This is a genomic window from Streptomyces sp. GMY02 (assembly GCF_019056675.1).
GTDB classification, from domain to species: Bacteria; Actinomycetota; Actinomycetes; order Streptomycetales; family Streptomycetaceae; genus Streptomyces; species Streptomyces odonnellii.
In genome coordinates, this window is sequence record NZ_CP077658.1 from 4,234,873 (window position 1) to 4,252,115 (window position 17,243).

15 protein-coding genes are annotated in these 17,243 nt (G+C 65.6%); 10 read left to right on the forward strand and 5 right to left on the reverse strand.

Going from position 1 to position 17,243, the window contains the following annotated elements; translation table 11 throughout:
• Positions 1–10 precede the first annotated feature (10 nt).
• Positions 11–1,348, reverse strand: coding sequence for an MATE family efflux transporter (locus KQY30_RS17725; protein WP_217307669.1), 1,338 nt, complete (start codon positions 1,346–1,348; stop codon positions 11–13).
• A 423-nt stretch (positions 1,349–1,771) separates the two neighbouring features.
• Between KQY30_RS17725 and dnaB the strand changes: the two genes are divergently transcribed.
• From dnaB to KQY30_RS17750, 5 genes are all read left to right on the forward strand, one after another.
• The gene (gene dnaB, locus KQY30_RS17730; protein WP_217307670.1) at positions 1,772–3,259 is read left to right on the forward strand and encodes a replicative DNA helicase; all 1,488 of its coding nucleotides are present in this window, start codon (positions 1,772–1,774) and stop codon (positions 3,257–3,259) included.
• A 203-nt stretch (positions 3,260–3,462) separates the two neighbouring features.
• Positions 3,463–4,179 carry a TnsA-like heteromeric transposase endonuclease subunit gene (locus KQY30_RS17735; protein ID WP_254407188.1) on the forward strand — a complete coding sequence of 239 codons (717 nt, stop codon included), beginning with the start codon at positions 3,463–3,465 and terminating at the stop codon, positions 4,177–4,179.
• A complete protein-coding gene (locus KQY30_RS17740) occupies positions 4,176–6,302 on the forward strand; it encodes a DDE-type integrase/transposase/recombinase (RefSeq protein WP_217307671.1) in 2,127 nt (708 codons plus the stop codon). The genes KQY30_RS17735 and KQY30_RS17740 overlap by 4 nt, the downstream gene beginning before the upstream one ends.
• Positions 6,299–7,420, forward strand: coding sequence for an AAA family ATPase (locus tag KQY30_RS17745; protein WP_217307672.1), 1,122 nt, complete (start codon positions 6,299–6,301; stop codon positions 7,418–7,420). The genes KQY30_RS17740 and KQY30_RS17745 overlap by 4 nt, the downstream gene beginning before the upstream one ends.
• A complete protein-coding gene (locus KQY30_RS17750; RefSeq protein ID WP_254407189.1) occupies positions 7,417–10,074 on the forward strand; it encodes a TniQ family protein in 2,658 nt (885 codons plus the stop codon). The genes KQY30_RS17745 and KQY30_RS17750 overlap by 4 nt, the downstream gene beginning before the upstream one ends.
• A gap of 989 nt (positions 10,075–11,063) precedes the next feature.
• Here KQY30_RS17750 and KQY30_RS17755 read toward each other — a convergent pair.
• Positions 11,064–11,651: an ImmA/IrrE family metallo-endopeptidase gene (locus KQY30_RS17755; protein ID WP_217307673.1), complete on the reverse strand. Its 588-nt coding sequence runs from the start codon at positions 11,649–11,651 to the stop codon at positions 11,064–11,066.
• Between the two features lies 1 nt (position 11,652).
• The gene (locus KQY30_RS17760; RefSeq protein ID WP_254407190.1) at positions 11,653–12,015 is read right to left on the reverse strand and encodes a helix-turn-helix transcriptional regulator; all 363 of its coding nucleotides are present in this window, start codon (positions 12,013–12,015) and stop codon (positions 11,653–11,655) included.
• A 152-nt stretch (positions 12,016–12,167) separates the two neighbouring features.
• Between KQY30_RS17760 and KQY30_RS17765 the strand changes: the two genes are divergently transcribed.
• From KQY30_RS17765 to KQY30_RS17780, 4 genes are all read left to right on the forward strand, one after another.
• A complete protein-coding gene (locus KQY30_RS17765; protein WP_217307674.1) occupies positions 12,168–12,428 on the forward strand; it encodes a multiubiquitin domain-containing protein in 261 nt (86 codons plus the stop codon).
• Positions 12,403–13,572, forward strand: coding sequence for a ThiF family adenylyltransferase (locus KQY30_RS17770; protein ID WP_217307675.1), 1,170 nt, complete (start codon positions 12,403–12,405; stop codon positions 13,570–13,572). Before KQY30_RS17765 ends, KQY30_RS17770 begins: the two co-directional genes overlap by 26 nt.
• Positions 13,569–13,970, forward strand: a complete 402-nt coding sequence (locus KQY30_RS17775) for a DUF6527 family protein (RefSeq protein WP_217307676.1) — start codon at positions 13,569–13,571, stop codon at positions 13,968–13,970. Before KQY30_RS17770 ends, KQY30_RS17775 begins: the two co-directional genes overlap by 4 nt.
• A gap of 166 nt (positions 13,971–14,136) precedes the next feature.
• Complete coding sequence (locus KQY30_RS17780; protein ID WP_254407191.1) at positions 14,137–14,346, forward strand: hypothetical protein; 210 nt, start codon at positions 14,137–14,139, stop codon at positions 14,344–14,346.
• Between the two features lie 91 nt (positions 14,347–14,437).
• On the opposite strand, the gene KQY30_RS17785 is transcribed toward KQY30_RS17780, so the two are convergent.
• Positions 14,438–15,157: a hypothetical protein gene (locus KQY30_RS17785; RefSeq protein WP_217307678.1), complete on the reverse strand. Its 720-nt coding sequence runs from the start codon at positions 15,155–15,157 to the stop codon at positions 14,438–14,440.
• 803 nt (positions 15,158–15,960) lie between these two features.
• On the opposite strand from KQY30_RS17785, the gene KQY30_RS17790 reads away from it, so the two are divergent.
• Positions 15,961–16,662 (forward strand): hypothetical protein, encoded by a 702-nt coding sequence (locus KQY30_RS17790; RefSeq protein ID WP_217307679.1) that lies wholly within the window; start codon positions 15,961–15,963, stop codon positions 16,660–16,662.
• A 188-nt stretch (positions 16,663–16,850) separates the two neighbouring features.
• Here KQY30_RS17790 and KQY30_RS17795 read toward each other — a convergent pair whose 3' ends face one another.
• The gene (locus tag KQY30_RS17795) at positions 16,851–17,219 is read right to left on the reverse strand and encodes a VOC family protein (RefSeq protein ID WP_217307680.1); all 369 of its coding nucleotides are present in this window, start codon (positions 17,217–17,219) and stop codon (positions 16,851–16,853) included.
• Between the last annotated feature and the right edge of the window lie 24 nt (positions 17,220–17,243).

Here is a 17,243-nt window from a genome sequence, read left to right on the forward strand (position 1 = left end):
ACGTTCCGTATCAGCGAGTCGCGCCGGTGACCAGCCAGCGGCCGGAGCGGGTGCGCAGCCAGAGGGTCACCATACGGACCGTCATCATCAGCCCCATCGCCCACCAGAGGGCCGTCAGCCCGCCCCCGAGGACGGGGACGAGCAGTGCGACGGGTGCGAAGACCGCCAGGGTCACGAGCATGGCTCCGGCGAGGTACGGGCCGTCCCCGGCGCCCATCAGGACGCCGTCCAGTATGAAGACGATGCCGGCGACCGGCTGGGAGACGGCCACCACCAGCAGGGCGGGCAGCAGGGTGTCCCGTACCTCCTGATCGCCGGTGAAGAGCGGAATGAACAGCGGACGCGCCAGCACGACGAGGGCGCCGAGCAGCACCCCGGACACGATCCCCCACTGCACCATGCGACGGCAGGCGGCCCGGGCGCTCTCGGTGTCTCCGGCCCCGAGATAGCGGCCGATGATCGCCTGCCCTGCTATGGCTATCGCGTCGAGCGCGAAGGCCATCAGGCTCCACAGGGACAGGATGATCTGGTGGGCGGCCACATCCGCGTCGCCCAGGCGTGCGGCGACCGCCGTGGCGATCATCAGGACCGCGCGCAGGGAGAGCGTACGGACGAGCAGCGGGACACCGGCATGCGCGCCGGCCCGTATCCCGGCGGGGTCGGGGCGCAGCGACGCGCCATGCCGGCGCGCTCCCCGCACCACGACGACCAGATAGACGGCGGCCATGGCCCACTGGGCGATGACCGTGCCCCAGGCGGAGCCCGCGATACCGAGACCGGCGCCGTAGACCAGACCGGCGTTGAGTGCGGCGTTGGCGCCGAAGCCGCCGATGGCGACATAGAGCGGGGTACGGGTGTCCTGGAGCCCGCGCAGTACGCCGGTCGCGGCGAGTACGACCAGCATGGCGGGGATGCCCAGGCTGGAGATCCGCAGATAGGTGATGGCGTAAGGGGCCGCGGTGTCGGACGCTCCGAAGAGTCCGATGAGCGCGGGCGCGGTGGGGAGGGTGACGGCGACAACGGCGGCGCCGAGGAGGAGCGCGAGCCAGATGCCGTCCATGCCCTGGCGGATGGCGCCCGGGAGATCGCCCGCGCCGACGCGGCGCGCGACGGCCGCGGTGGTGGCGTAGGCGAGGAAGACGAAGATGCTCACCGCGGAGGTGAGCAGGGCTGCCGCGATGCTCAGTCCGGCGAGTTGGGGGGTGCCGAGATGGCCCACGATCGCGCTGTCCACCATGACGAAGAGCGGCTCGGCGACCAGGGCGCCGAAGGCGGGAACGGCGAGTGCGACGATCTCGCGGTCGTGCCGTCGCCGGAGGGTTCTGGGTGCCGCGGGCGCCTCTGTCATGGGCTCAATCTAATCTTCCACAGGTAAGCGACGCAATGGGCTTTGAGTCCTTACGTGGCGCATGAGTGAGGGCTCCGTCGCACGCTGTTTTCAGTGATCTTGGCCCAGTCGGGAAAGTTTTTCTCCCCCACAGCCGGTGGATGGAAAAAGGCCAGCTCATGGTGGGTGCGGCGGGGGCGCTCCGACTTTGTCCACAGTGCTGTCCCCCGCTCCGTGCACAGGTTCGCCGGGGTTCTCCACAGCATCTGGTCCGTCGTCCACATGGCCTGTGGATAACCAGATTGGCTGACGGTGCCCGCGGGCCTAACGTGGACCGGCGTCCGACGCGCCGGAACCGGGTTCAGGCCCTCTCGTTTTGTCAGTGTCGTGCCGTAGAAAGAGTGGCACGGCGAGGTCCGCAGGGCGGACGGGAGGAGGTGGCCGGTGAGCATTCCCGAGCCATTGGACGATCCCTGGACCGACGCCGGTCCCAGCGACCGACTGCCTGTCTCGCGGCAGCGCCGCGGCGAGGGCCGGGGTCGCGAGGAGCAGCACGAGCGTGGCCGGGACACCGGGGTCTGGGACGGCGGATCCCCCGGGTCCGCCGGTTTCGAGCGGGTTCCCCCGCAGGACCTGGACGCCGAGCAGTCGGTCCTGGGCGGCATGCTGCTGTCCAAGGACGCCATCGCCGATGTCGTCGAGATCATCAAGGGGCACGACTTCTACCGCCCCGCGCACGAGACCGTCTTCCAGGCGATTCTCGATCTGTACGCGAAGGGGGAGCCGGCCGACCCGATCACGGTGGCGGCGGAGCTGACCAGACGCGGGGAGATCAACCGTATCGGCGGCGCCTCGGTCCTCCACACGCTCGTCCAGATGGTGCCGACCGCGGCCAACGCGTCGTACTACGCGGAGATCGTGCATGAGCGGGCGGTGCTGCGGCGGCTCGTCGAGGCGGGCACGAAGATCACGCAGATGGGATACGCCGCCGACGGCGATGTCGACGAGATCGTCAACTCGGCGCAGGCGGAGATCTATGCCGTCACCGAGCAGCGAACCAGCGAGGACTATCTGCCGCTCGGCGACATCATGGAGGGCGCGCTCGACGAGATCGAGGCGATCGGTTCGCGCAGCGGGGAGATGACCGGGGTGCCGACGGGCTTCACGGACTTCGACTCCCTGACCAACGGTCTGCACCCCGGCCAGATGATCGTCATCGCCGCCCGTCCCGCGATGGGCAAGTCCACGCTCGCCCTGGACTTCGCCCGGGCCGCGTCCATCAAGAACAATCTGCCCAGCGTCATCTTCTCGCTCGAAATGGGCCGGAACGAGATCGCGATGCGTCTGCTGTCCGCGGAGGCGCGGGTGGCGCTGCATCATATGCGCTCCGGCACGATGACGGACGAGGACTGGACCCGGCTGGCGCGCCGGATGCCCGATGTCTCGCAGGCGCCGCTCTACATCGACGATTCGCCGAACCTCTCGATGATGGAGATCCGGGCCAAGTGCCGCCGCCTCAAGCAGCGCAACGACCTCAAGCTGGTGGTCATCGACTACCTCCAGCTCATGCAGTCCGGCGGCTCGAAACGCGCCGAGAGCCGCCAGCAGGAGGTCTCGGACATGTCGCGAAACCTCAAGCTCCTCGCCAAGGAACTGGAACTGCCGGTCATCGCCCTCTCCCAGCTCAACCGAGGCCCCGAGCAGCGTACGGACAAGAAACCGATGGTCTCCGACCTGCGTGAATCGGGCTCCATCGAGCAGGACGCGGACATGGTGATCCTGCTCCATCGCGAGGACGCGTACGAAAAGGAATCCCCCCGCGCCGGCGAAGCCGACCTCATCGTCGCCAAACACCGCAACGGCCCCACGGCAACGATCACCGTGGCCTTCCAGGGCCACTACTCCCGCTTCGTGGACATGGCCCAGACGTGAGCCGCGCGACTGTAGGGTCTCAGATTCCGCTGCATAATCTCAGTGCCGACTGCATATGGGTTGCACTTGTGCAGTCGTCGTGAGACTCGCAGCTCAGAGTATTCACTCTTTCGGGCGATGGGCGGAGGTTCCGCAACGCCCGAGTTTCGGAACTGGCACCTTGGCCTCGCGGGCAGAAGACGTCCGCAGGCTGGGGGCGCTCAGTGGACGGCACGACAGTGAGTGTGAGCTTCCGCCGCCGCAGCGGCGAGGCCATCGAGGACCGCGAATGGGCCACGGCGGCGATTGAGTTATTCGAGTCGGGCGCGCCATGGCGTACTTTCCGTTGGTACAAGGGCCAGAGGCACTACTCAGGCACCTACTGGTCTGCGACGACGAATGACCATGTGATCTACGAGTCGCGCCTGGAACTGACGCGGTTGCTCTTTGCTGACTTCGATCCTCTGGTTCAGAACATCAAGGCCCAGCCGTTCCTGCTGGAGAGTTTGGTGGACGGGAAGGTCCGTAAGCACATCCCGGATTACCTGCTCATCACCAAACAGGGGCCGGTGGTGGACGTCAAGCCACGTCGACGGCTTTCTCATCCCGATGTGGTCTTCACCTTTGAGTGGACCCGAAAGGCGGTGGAGGCCAGAGGCTGGCAGTACGAGATCTGGAGTGAGCCTTCAGAAGCGGAGCTGGAGAATGTCCGCTTTCTGGCAGGTTACCGGAGGAAGTGGCTGTTCAACCCCGAGCTCTTGGATGAACTCCGAGGGAGTGACCTCGATGGAGTCTCATTGGGCGAAGCGGTCCACTTGCTGCCGGACTGGCCAGCACTACATGTGCGGGCCGCGCTCCATCACCTGCTGTGGACCCGTGATCTCGTCACTGACCTGGGCCAGCCCCTGAGTTCACACCTGGTGCTGAGGAGGGCGGTATGAGCGGGGCGGGTACTCGCCTCGGAGTGGGCACACGCTTCCGCTACGACGGCGAGACCGTCGAGGTGGTGGAGATGGCCGCGACCTCAGCAGGCAACGAAGTGGTCTTGAAGGACGGCCGGGGGTCGATTCTGCGTTTGTCCCTCGCGCAGTTCCTGTTCTCTGACCGTGCAGTCATCATCCCTGACAAGGCCGGGCCATCTGCGGATGACGACAAAGAGATCGCTTCCGTAATTTTGGGACAGCTCGACGCCAAGGAGAGAGCGAAGGTTCTGGAACGGGCCGAGCATGTGCGTGAAGTGCTGACTGGCTATCGCTCAGGCAGTTCAGAACTCGCGCGCGACGATGAACCTCGTCCGGACTACGTGCCGGAGCGCCCTTTGGAGGCGCGGTATGCGGCGAAAGCGAACGAGCTTAGCGTCTCGCTTCGGAGCGTAAAGCAGTGGGTCGCGGACTTCCGCAGGGACGGGGAGGCTGGGCTCGCCTCGAAGAGCCGCGCGTCCGGCAAGTCGAAGATCTCGGTCGATGACCGCTGGGCGGAGACAGCACTGGAGGTGATGGTCGAGCACACGGGGGAGTCCAAACCGTCGCGCACGATGGTGATCGACCGCACTCGGGCCCGTGTGATCGCGCGGTTCGGCCCGGACGTGGTGCCGCAGCCGAGTCGAGCGACCGCCTTCCGGCTGCTGACAGAGCTGGAGAACCGGCACCCACTGTTCCGGTTGAGTACGAAGCGGAACCGGGATATCGCTGACCGGCCAGACGGTGTCTACGGGAAGCTGCGGCCGACGCGGCCGGGTGAGTACCTGCTGATGGACTCCACGCGGCTGGATGTGTTCGCGTTCGATCCGCTGACGCTGCGCTGGGTGCAGGCCGAGCTCTCGGTCGGGATGGATTGGTACACACGGTGCATCACCGGGATCCGGCTGACGCCGGTCTCCACGAAGGCGGTCGATGTCAGCGCGGTGCTCTATCAGTCGTTCCGGCCGAGGCTGGCCGGGCGGGACTGGCCCCGGCACGCGGTCTGGCCCGAGCACGGCATCCCCAGGACGGTCATGGTCGACATCGATGCGGCCGAAGGACCCGGCCTTGCGACCCCAGCCGTGGTGCCGGAGACGCTGGTGGTCGACCACGGCAAGGTCTATGTCTCGGAGCATCTGACCAGCGTTTGCCAGCGGATGGGTATCTCGATCCAGCCAGCTCGGTTGCGGACGGGGAGGGACAAGGGCCCGGTCGAGCGGTTCTTTCGAACGGTGCGTGAGGACCTGCTGCAGGCCCTTCCTGGCTACAAGGGCCCCGACATTCATTCGCGCGGCGAGAACCCTGAGAGCGACGCCTTCTTCTACCTGGACGAGCTTGAGGCGATCATCAGGGAGTGGGTCGCGACGGTCTATCACTGTCGGCCGCATTCAAGTTTGGTCGACCCGGGGTTGCCGGGGCTGCGCATGTCGTCGGCGAAGATGTTCGAGCACGGTATGGCTCGGGCCGGCTACATCGAAGTGCCACGAGATCCCTACTTGGCGTTCGAGTTCCTTGAGACGAAGTGGCGGACGATCCAGCACTACGGAGTCGAGATCGATCGTCGCCGCTACAGCGGGCCTGGGCTGCAGGACCTGAGCAAAGTCAGGAGTCCGTACGACGGGCCTGTCGACAACGGGTGGCCGTTCCAGGTGGACCCCGACGACATCACCCGCATCGACTTCCGGGACCCGGACCGGCGCTGGCACACGTTGCGCTGGGAGCATGCTCCGTCAGGTGACATGCCGCTGAGCGAGGACGCCTTGGTCTTCGCAAGGAAGCTGGCTGCCTCGAAATACCAGTACCCCGACGACCGGCTCGCGGTCGCTGACCTGCTGGAACGCTGGAAGCTCGGCCTGGGCACGACGCTGGCTGAGCGGCGCATGGCCTTGCGGCTCTCGCGAGAACAGGCAGCCATCGAACTGCCGGAGACCCAGACGGAGGCAGTGGTCTCGCTTCCGTCCGTCCGCAAAGCCCTCGGGGCAGAGCCAGAGGCGCCGGAACCCGAGCAGCCGCAACTGCTGGAAAGCGGCGATGACGACGAGGCCGACGTGGACGACCTGGCCGGTGAGGACGACTTCTACGCAGACGCACTGGAGGACGTGTGACCGTCGAGACCAGCGCGCTTCGTCCGTCGAACCTGGCCCTGTCCCGGAAGGAGGACTTCAAGGCGTTCGCCGAAGGCCCACGCCGGACCCGGCCTGAACTCCTCACCGGGGCCCAGATGGCCGCGCTCGGCACGCAAGCGAAGGCCGAGTATGACCGGCTGCGGCGCGAATGGCACGCCAACCTGGGGCCGATCAAGACCCCACAACTGTCCGAACTCCACCAGGATTTATGGGACATCATCGACAGCAACCTGCAGGACGGCGACAAAGCCAAAGGCGCCATCGCGGTCGACGCCTTCCCCGGCCTGGGGAAGACCACTTCGGTTCTGGCCTTCGCCCGCGAGTTCCACCACAGAGAGATCGCTGAGCAGAGAGAGTTCACCGCCCAGGGCTATGAGCGGCTCCCTGTCTGCCGAGTCGGACTGACCGGCAACACCGGTATGAAAGACCTCAACCGGGCCATCCTGGAGTTCTTCGGTCACCCGGGACGCCACCGCGGAACCACTGCCCAGCTCGGCCAGCGCGCTTTGGACTGCGTACTGTCCTGCGAGGTCCGCCTGCTTGCTCTGGACGATCTGCACTTTCTTCGGTGGCGCAACAAGAACGGCGTCGAGGTCAGCAACCATCTGAAGTGGATCGCCAACGAGTTCCCGGTGACGCTCCTGATGATCGGCGTGGGACTCGCCGGCAAGGGGCTGTTCAGCGAAGGCGGCAGCAAGGGCGACGCGGTCCTGGCCCAGACCGGGCGCCGCACGACCCGGCTGGGCATGCGTCCGTTCACGATCGAGAAGGAAAAGGGTCGCCAGGAATGGCGGCAGATGCTGCTGGCCCTCGAACAGCGCGTGGTCCTGGCCGACAAGTACCCCGGCATGCTCGCCGACGACCTGTCGGACTACTTGTTCGCCCGCAGTACCGGCCACATCGGCTCCCTGATGACGCTGATCAACCGTGGTTGCCAGCGGGCGGTCCGAAGCGGCGAGGAGGTGCTCAGCCGCGATCTACTGGACGGTGTGGAGAACGACGAGGCCTCGGAGGAAGCCCGCCGGGAACTCGAGGCTGCCCTGGAGAGAGGGAAGCTGACCAGCAAGCCTCGAACTGCCCGCAAGAAGGCTGTGTGACGGCTTCCCCGCGGACGTTCCCGATCCGGCTGGACCCCCTTCCCGGAGAAGCCCTCGACTCCTGGCTGGAGGCCCTGGCGCAGCGCCTGAACACCACGCTGGGTGAGGTGCTCTGGCATCTGGGATTTCCGGTGAGAGGCCGATCGGGCAATCACCGACGTGACATCCCTCCGGACTGGACGATCGCGTTGCGCGAGCATGAGGCGACGGCGATTGCTTACGCGAGTGGGCTGGCATCTTCCTCGATTACGGCCATGACGCTGGCCCACTACGACCAGCGCGCGCTTCGCATCGACCTGGAGCGCCGGCACGTCAACCGCCGAGTGCTCTGGGGCCGCGGCAGCGGCTCCCGGTTCTGCCCCGATTGCCTGCGTGACAGCGATGGCCGATGGCAGTTGGCCTGGCGGCTGGGCTGGTCATACGCCTGCCTCCTCCATGGCCAGCTCCTGGCGGACTGCTGCCCGAACTGCGGACGTGTTCAGCGGCAACGGCCCTGTTCCGGCAGGGTCATCCCACTTCCTGGGGTCTGCGGAAACCCACCAGTCGCCCCGGGCGGACCTCGGTCAGGCGGCTGCGGATTCGATCTGACCCAAGCCCGTACGCTTCAGCTGTCCCAAGGACACCCAGCGCTGAAAGCCCAAGGCAGGCTGCTGGAGATCATCGAGTCCGGGACCGCCGACTTCGGTGCCTATGCAGTCAGCCCTCAGCCGACGCAGAAGGCATTGACGGACATCCGCGCCATCAGCGGCCGGGTGCTGGCAGATCTTCCGATACCCTACCTTGCTGATCTCGTCCCATCCGACCTCATCACCGGTCACCTCACCCCCGATCCCGTCTCCCGGCTCACGGACCGGGCCGGTGAACGGCCTGGCTTCATGGCCCCACCGAGGGCCGTGAGCACCGCCGTCGCTGTGACCATCGCCTTGCACGTTCTCGACCAGCGCGACGTCCCCCGGGCTGGCGAGACGATGAGGGTCCTGCTGGAGGCCATGCGCGAGGAGCTCTGGCAGATCAGCGCCACCAGCATCGACAGCTGGGGACAAGGTCTGACCCCTGTCCTGCAAGGAGTACACCTGGCAGCCCTCGCCCCCACGCTTCGTCCCAGCGAACAGCTCCGCTATCGCACGGTCACGCCCCTGCCGAGCCGTCCGAGGACGACAGGTCGCGCCACGGCACGACGAGCCCGAAAGATCCCCAGCACGTTCTGGCCTTCCTGGGCCGTCCCGCTCACTCCGCCTGACGGAATTTATCCCCGCGTCCTCGCCCCCGTGCTGGCCTCCTCACTGCTGATCATCGGCAGCAACATCACCCTTGACGACGCTGCCTACCGCCTCGGCGCGGTCATCGACGGAACCGAGATCTCCCGCGTCTTCCAGGTGCTCGACGACCATCCGTGCTGGCTTACGATGACCACCGCTCTCGTCCGACTGGCGGAATACCTCGACGCTGTCGACGTGCCGATCGACTACCAGCGGCGGCGCCGCCTGGACTACACCGAGTTGCTGCCGCACGAACGTTGGCGGGAGATCTGTCGCAGCACCGGCACTTCGCCCGGCGCCGGGCGCCGCGAGATGGTCGCCCGTTGCCAGCTCTTCCAGCGCATCAGCGGCCTTCCCACCGAAGCCGCCCCGGGCTACCTCGGCGTCAACGAGGCACAGTTCCGGGCTGTCAGCGCCCGTTATTCGGCCCTCCAGACCCCCGAGCTCGCCCAGGCACTGACGGAAGAAGCCCGGAACTTCCTTGCCAGCCACGGTATCCACCGAGAACCGGTGACCTGGCAGCCACCTCTCACGCTGCTGACCGGGCTCGACCTTCCCGGCCCCGATCCAGGCCAGATCGACGTCCCCCGCCTGCACCAGCTCATCCGCAATCGCCAGAATCCGGTCCAGCACGCCGCCGAGACCTTCGATACCAGCGTCGAGGCCATCCGGCTCGTGCTGGACGAGCAACCCGCCCCCGCTCTCCCGGCGAACGAAATTGTGGCCAGAGCAACCGGCCGCATCAGCTTCAGGGCCCGCCAAGAGATGCCGAAAGAGGTGCTCTGCCGCCTTTACCTGGAAGAACATCGCTCACTTCAGCAGATCGCCGACCTGACGGGATTCTCTCGCCAGGTACTGACCAAGCTCGCGCGGGAGTACGGTATCCCGCTCCGCGGCGGACCGCAGCACTACCAACGTCGCGGAACCGTCGAAAAGGAATGGCTGCTTGAGCAGTACGTCGACCGCCAGCGGACCCTGCCCGATCTCGCCCACGAAAAGGGTATGAGTGTTGCGAACATGGCACGGTGGGCACGGGCCCACCACATACCTCTCCGTCCCCGCGGAGGAGGAAGCCACAACGCGGCCTTGCACGCAGCCGACCAAGCGGCCGCTGTCCCTGCCATTCTGCGCGCCGCCCTCACCGGCCCCTTCGCCTGGCAGCGACTCGACCGGTTCGTGGCGGCATTGCGCTATGCCACCATCGGGGAGGCAGCCAAGGCTCTCGGCGCCACCCAGCCTGCGCTGAACGCCCAGATCACCCGCCTTGAAGGGGACCTTGGCCAAGCCCTGCTCGAAAGGGCTGAGCGGGGCAGGCCCATGAAGCCAACACCCTTCGGGAAGAGGGTGGCTGCGGCCGTTCGAAAAATCCCTGAGGGGCAACGGACAGGGCGATGAGTGCACCGGAGCCGCTGACCTACCGGTGCACAGTCTCGCCCCGGTACAGGACCCGTACCTGCGACCGGCCGATAACGTACTGCGCCTTTGTGTTTCCGGGGAGTCGATAAACCGTAGATCGGGTTGCTCTAAACGAGTGAATCATCGCCGCCGCGTGCCTGACCCGCAAACAGGCTATTTTTGCGTCTCCTAGCCTCTCCCACAGCAACGCCAGCCTGTAGCAGCAGGCTCTAACTGACTCGGAGCGCCAATGTTGTCCACCGCCACGGATATGCCCAAGGCTGTGTGGCACGTCGACGAAACCGGCCTCGTGACCGTACAGGCGCAACCGGCGTGGTGGCGGAAGTGGGGGCAGGACGCTGGCTGGCCGGAGTACGCCGAGATGTTCGCCCAAGCTGGCGAGCAAGCTCGCTCTGACGATGTGTGTGGTGTCATGGGGCGTACCACCTTCCGCCCCTGTCGCCACAACACGAGGCTGTACGGGCCCTGCCCGCACCACTGTGAGACGCCGCTGCGTTTCCACTGTGCCACGGAGCGGAAGAAGGGGGGCTGGTGTCGGCGGGATCTCCGCAAGGGCGCCTGTAGCCACCATCCCGACTCCTATGAGGAGTACGTGGCTTCGGAACGGGCTGATGAGGAGGAGGAATTGCGGCGGCAGGCGGTGCGCGAACAGGAGCTTCATACAGCAGAGGAGAAACGGCGCCTTGGGACGCTGGGGGTGGCGTGCCCCTACTGTGACGCTCACCCTGGCGCGCGTTGCGTAGGGAGAAACGACGAAGTGAAGCGCACATTGCACGGTGCTAGAGAAAACTTGTGGCTTCACACCGAAACGGCCGGAGCGTCGGCCTGCACCTACTGCGCAGCAGCCGTCGGGGAGCTGTGTCGTACATCTAGCGGAAAGATCGCCAGTCAGGCCCACACCGGCCGCTGATGCTGTCCCTCGCCGAATAGTGGCGGTTAGCCAGCTCAGCGCGAGTGCCCGTGGTCCATTATCGAGAGTGCCCTGTTGGGGACCGGAATCCGTACTTGCTCGCGGCCCGCTGTGCCCGTACTCGTTGGCCTTTCATCTGCATCTGGGCGAACTGCTCACTCACTCCGTATGCAGCGGCGACGCGAGCGTTGTCCCAACCGTCGAACGCCATACGCTCCGCCGCGGTGAGCGGGATCAGCAGCTCGCCTGCCATGAAGGTTGCCTGCTTCTCCTGCTTCTCATTGAACTGGCGCTTGTGGTCTTCGCCGAAGATCACGTTATCGAAGGGGTGTTCCAGTAGATGGTGGCCAAGTTCGTGCGCGATGTTCGACCTGCGCCGGGCAATGGTGTGCGACTCATTCTCGATGATGACCCGTGCCGTCCCCAGGGGCACCAGGGCGGCCGACCACGCGGACGAGTCGACTGCCGTGAAGTGGCTGAGGGCCTCTGGGCCGATACCGAATTCGACCAGACTGCCGAGTGTGTACACGTTGATGCCGTGCTCCTCGGCGAGCGCGTACGGGTCGAACGGGGCGTTTTTCCTCAGGCCGAGCGCGGCTCGCTCCTCCTGGGCTACCTCTCGCATCAGGGTCTGCGTCCAGCGCATTTCAGTTGCTCCGGGGGCCACGTTCCGTGCGGAACCGCCGCGCGGCCGCCCCGATGACCTCTTGGAGGTATTCCACGTCTCCTTCGGAGAGGTCCCGGCGAGCTCGGAGCAGTGGAACGAGGGACGCCACGAGTTCCGGCTCCTCCGCGTGTGCCTCCACGCCCGGAACCACGTAGAAGGCCTCCGCTGGCATACGTAGCCACGTCGTCATCGCCGCGAAGGCTGTGACATCAGGCTTCAGCCCGTTGGCCATGCGCGAGATGGTAGATGCGCTCACCCCGATGTCCTTCGCCAACTGCCGGCCGGATAGACCCCTTTCCAGGCGGGCCGCCTCCAAGGCCGCATGCAAGGCTTTGACGTCCACGCTCGGACTGTCACTCATCACTGCCCCTGATCTCTTGGAGTGCTCGACATGTCGATCACCTCTGCTACAGTGTAGCTGCTCGAAACTTCGAGCGGCGATTGACATTCGGCGTGGGTGTCGGTCGGCCTGTTACCACGCCGTAGGAGTACCCGATGACACAGGACGCCCACGGGCCCCGCCCCGTCACGATCACCGTCAACACTCGATCGCACCCCTGGGCGGCGAAGGAAATTTCCTTTGAGCAGGTGGTCGAGCTCGCCTACCCCGGCCAGCCCGGAACCGGCGAGGACACCATCACGGTCCGGTACAGCCGCGGCCACGACGGTCACGGGTCGGGGAGCCTGACTGCCGGCCACAGCGTGCGGGTGAAGGAGGGGATGGTCTTCGATGTCTACCGCACCTCTCGTTCGTGATCCCGACCTGTCCCGCCTGCTCGACCACGGGTTCGATGTCGTCGTGCAGGCGGGACACCTGGTCGTGCGACACATCCCGTACGTCACCGAGGCGAGGACCATTGAGTACGGCTTCCTCGCCTATCCGGTCACCGTCAGCGGAGACCGCGTCGTATCCGACACCGACCACCGCATCTGGTTCGGAGGTTCGACCCCCTGCGACGAGTACGGCCGGAAACTGGCGATGGTCAATCCCGAATCTCGGGCGATCGCCGAGGGGCTGCAGGCGAGCTTCATGCTCTCCAGCAAGCCGACGCCGGACGGGTACCCCGACCAGTACTCCAAGGTCACGGCCTATGTACGGATGGTCGCCGACCAGGCACAGGCGATCGACAGTGCTGTGACGCCCACCCCCGGCGCGGCCTGGCAGGAGATCGACGACGACACGCCGTTCGTCTACCGGGACACCGCCACGTCGCGAGCTGGCCTCGCCGCCGTCAACCGACGGTACCGGGGCCACAAGATCGTGATTGTTGGTCTCGGCGGAACCGGGAGCTACATCCTCGACCAGGTTTCCAAGACCGAGGTCGACTCGATCCTGCTCGTCGACGGCGACACCTTCGACAACCACAACGCCTTCCGAGCACCGGGCGCGGCTACCCTCGACACGTTGCGCAACCGTCCCAACAAGGCCGAGTACTTTGCGGCGGTCTATTCGAACATGCACCGCGGCATTACCACGTGCGAGGAGTACCTGGACGAGGACAACCTCGAAAACCTCCAAGGGGCGACGTTCGTCTTCCTTGCATCGGACGACGCCGCGGGCAAGCCCGTGATCATGGACTGGTTGGAGGCCCGTGACGTGCCGTTCATCGATGTTGGACTGGGCATCGACGAGACCGATGGCCGACTCGGCGGTCTGCTTCGGGTCACGGCAAGTCTGCCGGGGCGCCGCGAGCAGGCCCGCCGCAGGATTCCGATCCCGGCACCCGAACGCGACGACTACGGGCGCAACATTCAGACCTCTGACCTGAACGCGCTCAACGCGATGCTCGCGGTCATCCGCTGGAAGCGCTACGTCGGCACCTATGCGGATGCGACGGGAGAGGGCTTCGCAACCTACTCGTTGATCACGAACGAGATCGCCAACGAGGAACTGACGTGACCGCAGTCGGCTTCCTTCGGTCGGAGTTCGTCGAGAGCTTTCCAGGTGCTATGGATCAGGGGGTGCTGTACGTCTCGATCGCGTACAGCACCTGCGGCCATTTGTGCTGCTGCGGCTGCGGGCAGGAGGTGATCACGCCGTTGTCGTCGGCGCAGTGGTCGTTCACCTACGACGGCGAGAACGTCTCCCTGACCCCTTCGGTCGGCAGCTGGGCTTTGTCGTGTCAATCGCACTACTGGATTCGCAAGGGCAAGGTGCAGTGGAGCCGCCGGTACTCGCCTGATGAGGTCGCCGAGAACCGTGAACGCGATCGGCACGAGCTCGCGCAGCAAGCTGGCGAGAGCGTGGGCGGCCGGTTTGCCAGGATGCGTCGGTGGTTGGGCGCATGGCGTTGGTGAGTCCTCGCTGGGTGGGACGGTTCTGTGAACGGACCGTCCGAAGTCTGCCGCGCGGCAGACTTGGAGTAGACGGAAGGATTACCCGATGAGTGCACTACCGGTCCACCAGCATAGGCCTGACCGCGTACCGCGAAACGGGGCAGGCACCGCGGCCGCGCTGGACAGCGTGAAGCGGATTGAGTTCTATCGCGAGCTGCTCGTGGCAGCTCCGGAGGAAGCGGAGGCCATTCTCAAGCGCTGGTGGTGCGAGGCGATGCTGGACACCGCCCCGGGTGGTGACCGGCTAACTCTGGCCTCACTCAACGGGACGCTTCCGACGATGGACGTCATCACGGCCATTGAGCGTCGTCGTTCGGCGGGACTGCCAGTTGAGTGAGAGGGACTGACTCATCGGCGGAGGACTCGGTAACAAGAGTTGATCCGTCCAACAGCGTGATCTTCGAGGTGCCGAGTAGACATTGCGATGGTCAGGGCAGGGCTCGCACATTGGCTGCGGTACCCGCGATGAGTTCACTCGCCACTGCGAACACCTCGTCGCACTGGCCGCGGACCGATTCCATGACCCGGGTGTGCCGTTTCGCACCGGTGCTGCTGGGGTCCTCGTAGTCCATGTCATGCACGATGTCGTTGCGGGCAGTGAAGAAAGGGTCGAGCAGCGCGAGCCGCTGCTTGGAGACCTTCGCGTTGGGTATCCCCAGAGTGTCGCGCACCCGCTTGCGTAGATCCTCGCTCCCCTGCATGCTCGCCTTCGTTCGCGCCGCTACGTACAACTTGATCAACTCGTCGCGGGGCGTTTTGCTGCGGATCGCGGTGGCGACCGGATCAGATGGGCCGACGGCAAGTTCGTGGGCCAAGTACTCGTCGAACTTCCGCGCCGCGTCCGCGTTGCCCTCGATCAGCACCGAGGCCGTATCCCGGACAAGGCGTTTGCAGCAGGCGTCCAACCCGCTGGAGGTGAACACCAGCGCAGCACGCAGCAGGTTCTGTTCATCGGTTCCTAGGCGCCCACGGAATTCCTCGCGCGCCTCGGCCCGGGTCCGACGCACCACGGACAGGCCGTCGAAGATGCCTTGGACGCTGGAGTGGGCCGCCTTGAGGTACTGCCATGCAGGCGTGATTATTTGACCCCTCGGCTTGGGGCCCAGATCTCTCAGGGAGATCTCGGTGAAGCCCTCACCGTTACCCATTTCCACCCCGTTGGTCTTGCCACCCGTGATCTGTCCACGCCATCGAGACGAGCTGCCACTTTAGCTCCTTCCGTCCCGTCCGCCCTCTGTGGTGAGCGCGAGGAATGCACCGAATGGGAAAGCCACGACCCCGAACGAGATCCCCGCAGATGCTGCTGGGGATCTCGTTCGTGCGGAGGGAATCGGCCAGTAGCCCCAACCACTCGACCCTCAGCGGCGCCCTACAGCAGGGGACAACTCGACCCGCCTAACGTTGCTGGAGCCACCAGATGGCTCCGCCGACGATGGCGTTGCCGGCGGCACCGGCGACTCCACGAACGAAGCTGTGTCCCGCAGTGCGTGCGAGCCGTCGCCAGCCGCGTCGCTGCGGCCGTCGGCGAGTGACTCGACCAGCCTCTCCGGTGGCAGGTGAGGTGCGGATCCTGGGCTTCTGAAGCCGACTCGACGGGACCTGATCGAGGGCCGTAGGCTCGGGTACGGAACTGATGGCTTTCTCCACTTCATGACTGCGTGCGTGGAAGCTGTCCGGGCTACGCGATGAGCGGCCCCCCGTTGGCGCGGGGGGCCGCTGCCGTTTCGCCTCCTGTGCATGCGGATGGTCAGGACTACGCGCGACGGCAAAACCTGTTGGCGCAGGGGCTACCCCCGGCCGGAGATGCGAAGAGGTCCACAACTCCTGTCGAATGGAGCCACTTTGCCGTCGTCAGAAAGCCTACGCAGGGGACTGACAGCTCCCGTACTGTTGAGAGATGTCGCGAGACATCGCTAACAGGATGGACAGTCGATACTGAGAGGCAGGTCACATGCCCGCGCGTTGGACCCCCATCGATCCGACCGCTGGGGAGGTTGAGTCGTTCGCCGCTGACCTGCGAGAACTCGGTAAGAGTAAGACGCCTGTCTCGTACATCGCGGACGCGGAGCCGTGGGTTTCCAGGGCAGCCCTCTACGCAGCCCTTTCCGGGGGGCGGCTCCCCAGGAGGAAGACGATCGCTGCCCTCCTGCGCTGGTGGGTACCTGCATCACCAGTGCGTGCTGAGCCTGGAGAGTGGGAGTGGGACTGGGTTTACAGCCTCAAGGACAAGGAGGCGGCAGAGGTTGCGACCCAGTGGATGGAGCGCCACAGGGCGCTCTCCGAGATACGGTTCGAATGGCCAACTCGACGTAGAGAGCCTGTGGCAATCGACGAACCTCCGGAGCAGCGCCGCTTCATCGAGAAGCTGCGCAAGGTCTTGGAGGCGCATGACCTCATCGAGGGGATCATGAGATGGGACGAGGATTACGAGTGTTGGGTCACCGCCGCGAGTGGTCACAACGTCCAGCGGTATCTCGCAGGCACAGTCATTCCGGAGGACGACACCATTAGCTCGCTCCTGGCCTTAGTTCCTGAGGAAGAACAGGCAGCTGAGCTTCTTCTTGAGCTTGTGCGTCTGGCCCAGGAGGCCCGCAGAGCCCGAGTACGCAGCCGACGTCTGGCCAGGGCAACCGACTCCTCCAAGCAGCTCTAACCACACCTCGGCTCTGTGGAATTCGCCGTCGCCGTGAGACTGATCATGTCGGTCACACGGTGAGACTGCCCGTAGAGCGGCAGTTCAGCGTGCTGCCCTATGACACGAGCCGCGAGACCCTACACCGACAGCGCGTCGCGGCCCGACCGCGTCGATCGGCCTTCTGGTGCGGGATTGCGCGGCCGAATCTAGGCTCTGACCACGCAGAAGGGATGCCCGGCCGGATCGGTGAAGACCCGCCACCTGTCTCCACCCGGCTGGTGATCCGGCTTGCCCGCACCCAGTTCCAGCAGCCGGGCCTCGGCCTCGTCCAGGTCATCGACCGCGAAGTCGAGGTGGAACTGCTGGGGGTCGGTCTGGTCGGGCCAGCGCGGCGCCCGGTAGTCGTCGACTCGTTGGAAGCCGATGAAGAGCCCGTCCTCACGGCTGAGACCGGCGAAGTCGGTGTCGGATTTCGGGTGGGGTTCAAGGCCGGTGGCCTGCTGGTAGAACGCCGCAAGAACCGGCGGATCAGGGCAGTCGAGCGTTATCGCGGTCAACTTCATCCGCAAGGACATGGCACCTCCGGGCCGATCGGTCGA